Raw genomic sequence first — 3,814 nt, 5'->3', positions numbered from 1 at the left:
GGCCGTGCTGGCGCAGGGCCACCGGGCGCAGGCCGGTTGCGGGGTCGGCCTCAGCCGTGAAATGGGCTTGGTAAATCTCATCGGCAAAAACCAAGTGGGCTAGCTTGGCCGCGGCCTCGCGCCGGAACACGTCGGCCACTTCGGGCTGCGACTGGCTCACCACGGCCGGCACGCCGGGCTTGATGATACCGGCTTTCTCGCCTGCAATCTCGGGCAGCGTATTGCCCAGCAGCGCCTGGTGGTCGAAGCTGATGTTGGTGATGAGCGAGACAAGCGGCGTGATGATGTTCGTGGAATCGAAGCGCCCGCCCAGACCCACTTCCACCACGGCCACGTCTACGCGCTGCTCAGCGAAGTAAGAAAAGGCCAGCGCCACGCACATCTCAAAAAACGAGGGCTGCACCTGCTCAAACAGCGGCCGCCACTTCGCCACCCACGCCACCAGATAATCCGGCGCCAGCTCCTGCCCATTCACCCGAATGCGCTCAGTGAACTCGCGCAGGTGCGGCGAGGTGTAGAGCCCGACTTTGTAGCCGGCCGCCTGCAACACCGCCGCCAGCAGGTGCGAACTGCTGCCTTTACCGTTGGTGCCGGCCACGTGCACGCTGCGGAAACCACGCTCGGGATTCCCCATAGCTTCGGCCAGGGCCAGCGTGTTACCCAGCCCCTTCTTGAAGCCCGCCGCCCCCACGCGCTGAAACATGGGCAACTGCTCGTAGAGGTAAGTAAGGGTTTCGGCGTAAGTCACGGCGCGGCAGAATTAAAAACGTTGAAAGGCCCAAATTACGGCCTGGCGGGCCACCGACCAATAAAAACGCCCGCAACCTTCGGCAAGGTCGCGGGCGTTTTTATTGAGATTATTCCGATTAGCGGACCGAGAATTTGAAGGTGTAGAAGCCAGTAGCACCACCAGCAGCACTGTTGGTTTTCACGAAGTTGGCATCAAGCAGCTTGTCGCGGCAAAGCTTCTCTTGGGCCGGCGATACGTTGCCGGAAACCTTGGTTACGGCCTCCACTTCGCCATCCGACGAAATCTTTATTTTGAAGCGAATCACACCTGGGTCGTCGTCCAGCGCTTCAACTACCGGCTGCCGGTCGAAGCGCCAACCGGCCATTTCGAGGCCGCCACTGCCGGGGCTGCTACCAGTGCCGCCGCGGCCGGGGTTGCCGTACAGCGCCTTGGCGTCGAGCGAGCCATTGGGGTCGCCCTGGTCGCCGGTGGCCCCGGGGCGGTCACCGTTATTGTTGCCGGTGGGCGCGTTGCTAGTGCCGTTCACGCCATTGCCGCCGCCGGTGGCGCTGCCTTTGGGGGCAAAGGTCACGGCCACTTTGCGGGGCACGCGGGGCGCGGGCTTCACTTCCTCTTTCGGGGGAGCGGGCGTTTCAACCGGCGCTTCCGATACCGGGCTTTCCTCGGCATCGCTGGTAATTATTTTTTCTTGGGCCGGCGGCGTGGGGTCGGGCGTGGCGGTGGCCACGGCGCGCGGCTGCGGGTCGGGGCTGGCCTGGGGCGGGCGGCTGTCTTCGCGGTTGGGCGAGTTGTTGGCCGTGGCCATACTCTGCACGTCGCCCGAGCCGGCTTCGTCGAGGCCGTAGTTCAGCTCCACGCCATCGCCGCCCATGGTGGCCAGTGGCGGGTTGGGCCCGTGGAAATGCGTGAATAGAAACAGCAGCAGCAACAGCCCGTGCACCACCAAGGTGCCAATCAGGGCCTGTCGGCGGTGCGGCTCGGGATAGTCAATGGCCATTTCTTTAATGAGGAATGAAGAATGAGCAAGGAAGAATACGGGTAATCAACAAAATGAGCTTCTTCCCGTTCCTCGCTCCTGCTTATTTGCCGGCCGCCTGTTGGGCCTGTGTAGCCATCACCATTTTCAGCTTGAGGCGGTTGCCGATTTCCAGGATGTCCACCAGTTTCTGCACGTTCAGCGAGTTGTCGACGCGCAGCACCACGGTGGGCTGCTCGGTGGTCGGCGCTGTGCCCACTAGGGCCACCAGCTCCGATTCCACGGCCGAGGGGTTCACCGGCTTTTTGTTCACGTAGTACGTGCCGGCCGCATCCACCGAAATGGTGATGGGCTGCTTCATCACCTGCTTGCTCGACTTGGCGTTCGGCAGCAGGAGCTTGATGACGTTGGGGTTCACCAGCGTCGAAGCAATCAGGAAGAACAACATCAGGAAGAACATGATGTCGTTCATGGCCCCGGTTTCGACGTGCGAAGTGAGACGGTGACGGCGGGAAAGGTTCATAACTGGATGAGTTATGAGTTAAGAGTTAGGAGTTAAGAGTTAAAAATCGGCGCGAGTACCCACCAACTTTTAACTCCTAACTCCTAACTCTTAACTCAATTAGTTGTCCTGCAGAATGTCCATGAACTCGATGGCCGAGTTCTCCATGCGGAACACCATGCGCTCGACCAGGATGCTGAGCCAGTGGTAGCCCACGTGGGCAATGATGCCGACGATGAGGCCGGTGGCCGAGGTTACGAGCTTCACGTAGAGGCCGTCGGCCACCTGCGGAATACCGAACTCTTTGGTGGCGGCGATGGCGTAGAAAATCTTGATAACGCCGATAATCGTGCCCACGAAGCCAATCATCGGCGCGATGCCGGCGATGATGCCCAGGATGCTGATGTTCTTTTCGAGGCGGGCAATTTCAATCTTGCCCACGTTCTCGACGCTGGTTTCGATTTCCTTCAGCGGCAGGCCAATACGGCGCAGGCCTTTCTCGACCATGCGGGCCAGCGGCGAGGCCGTCTGGGCGCAGAGCAGCTTGGCACCGGCCAAGTCGCCCTTCACCATGAGGGCGCGGATGTTGGCCATAAAGGACTCCGGGTCGCCGGCGGCTTTGCGGATGGTGAAGTAGCGTTCGAGAATGATGTAGAGCGAGAGCAGCGACAGCGCCACCAGCGGAATCATAATCAAGCCCCCCCGCATCAGCAGGTCGATAACCGGAACGTCGGTGGAGGCGATGGGTGCAGCAGTGGCGGCGGTATTGAGGGTATCGGCAGCGGCGGGCACCACTTGCAGGAGGAATACGGACATGCGGTCGATTAATATTTCAACGTATTGTAGTCGGCGCGGGTGCTCACGCGCAGGCGCTGGGCCTCCCGTTGGGCCGAAGCCAGGTCAGCGAAATCGCCGGCCGTGAGGCGGAAGTGCCGAGTACCGTAATGCGGCAGGATGATGCGGGCCGGGCGACCGGCGCGCAGCAAGTTGCGACGGCCCTGCTCGGCCCGGGCCAGGCTGCTGTAGGCACCGGCAATAACGTAGTAACGGCCCGTGGGTGTTTTAATTGTGCTGGCAGTAGTGGCAGCGGCTTTGCGCGGCGCAGCTACGGCAGCCGGCGCAACTGGTGCTGATACTTCCACTTTGGAGGGCGCGGCCGCTTCTTCCGGCTCGGCGGCAACTACGGCGGGGGTGCTGGCCGGCGCGGGTGCGATGCTGGTCTCGGCGCGCACGACCGGCACTTTGCGCACAGGCGTTCCAGTGTCAACTGGCGTGGCCATTTCGGGCACGGCCGCCGGTGCTTCGGCAATGGGCATCAGGCCTTCGGGAGTTTCGGGAGCGGCGCTGCCGAAATCGTGCTGGCCCAGGGCAGCCTGCTGGGGTTCGTTGACCACAACGACAGCCGTTTCGGCGTGGCGCTGGGCCCACTCCCACTTTGGCACGTTGGTACGCAGCGCGGTGGGCAGGTAGCCGGCTTTCAGGGCCACCTGATAGTTGGCGAGCAGCAGCAGGCTCACGGCCACGGCAATGATGCTGGCGGGCACGATGCGCGCCAGGCGGGTGCGGGCCCCGCGCAACACCGGCG

Annotated in this window: 5 protein-coding genes; all 5 read right to left on the bottom strand. The window is 62.4% G+C overall.

Annotated elements, in window-relative coordinates; translation table 11 throughout:
- Positions 1-748, bottom strand: a 748-nt coding sequence (locus ACYVDE_RS16850; protein ID WP_460502714.1) for a bifunctional folylpolyglutamate synthase/dihydrofolate synthase, incomplete at its 3' end; no start/stop codon positions are given.
- A gap of 118 nt (positions 749-866) precedes the next feature.
- Positions 867-1,748 carry a hypothetical protein gene (locus ACYVDE_RS16845; protein WP_460502713.1) on the bottom strand — a complete coding sequence of 294 codons (882 nt, stop codon included), beginning with the start codon at positions 1,746-1,748 and terminating at the stop codon, positions 867-869.
- An 82-nt stretch (positions 1,749-1,830) separates the two neighbouring features.
- Complete coding sequence (locus ACYVDE_RS16840; protein WP_460502712.1) at positions 1,831-2,250, bottom strand: ExbD/TolR family protein; 420 nt, start codon at positions 2,248-2,250, stop codon at positions 1,831-1,833.
- Positions 2,251-2,349: 99 nt separating this feature from the next.
- Entirely contained in the window at positions 2,350-3,045 is a 696-nt protein-coding gene (locus ACYVDE_RS16835) for a MotA/TolQ/ExbB proton channel family protein (RefSeq protein WP_241935787.1), read from the bottom strand.
- 8 nt (positions 3,046-3,053) lie between these two features.
- Positions 3,054-3,814: SPOR domain-containing protein (locus ACYVDE_RS16830; RefSeq protein ID WP_460502711.1), on the bottom strand; the 761-nt coding region annotated here is incomplete at its 5' end.

The organism is Hymenobacter agri (assembly GCF_054778495.1).
This window is presented reverse-complemented; position numbering and strand designations above follow the sequence as displayed.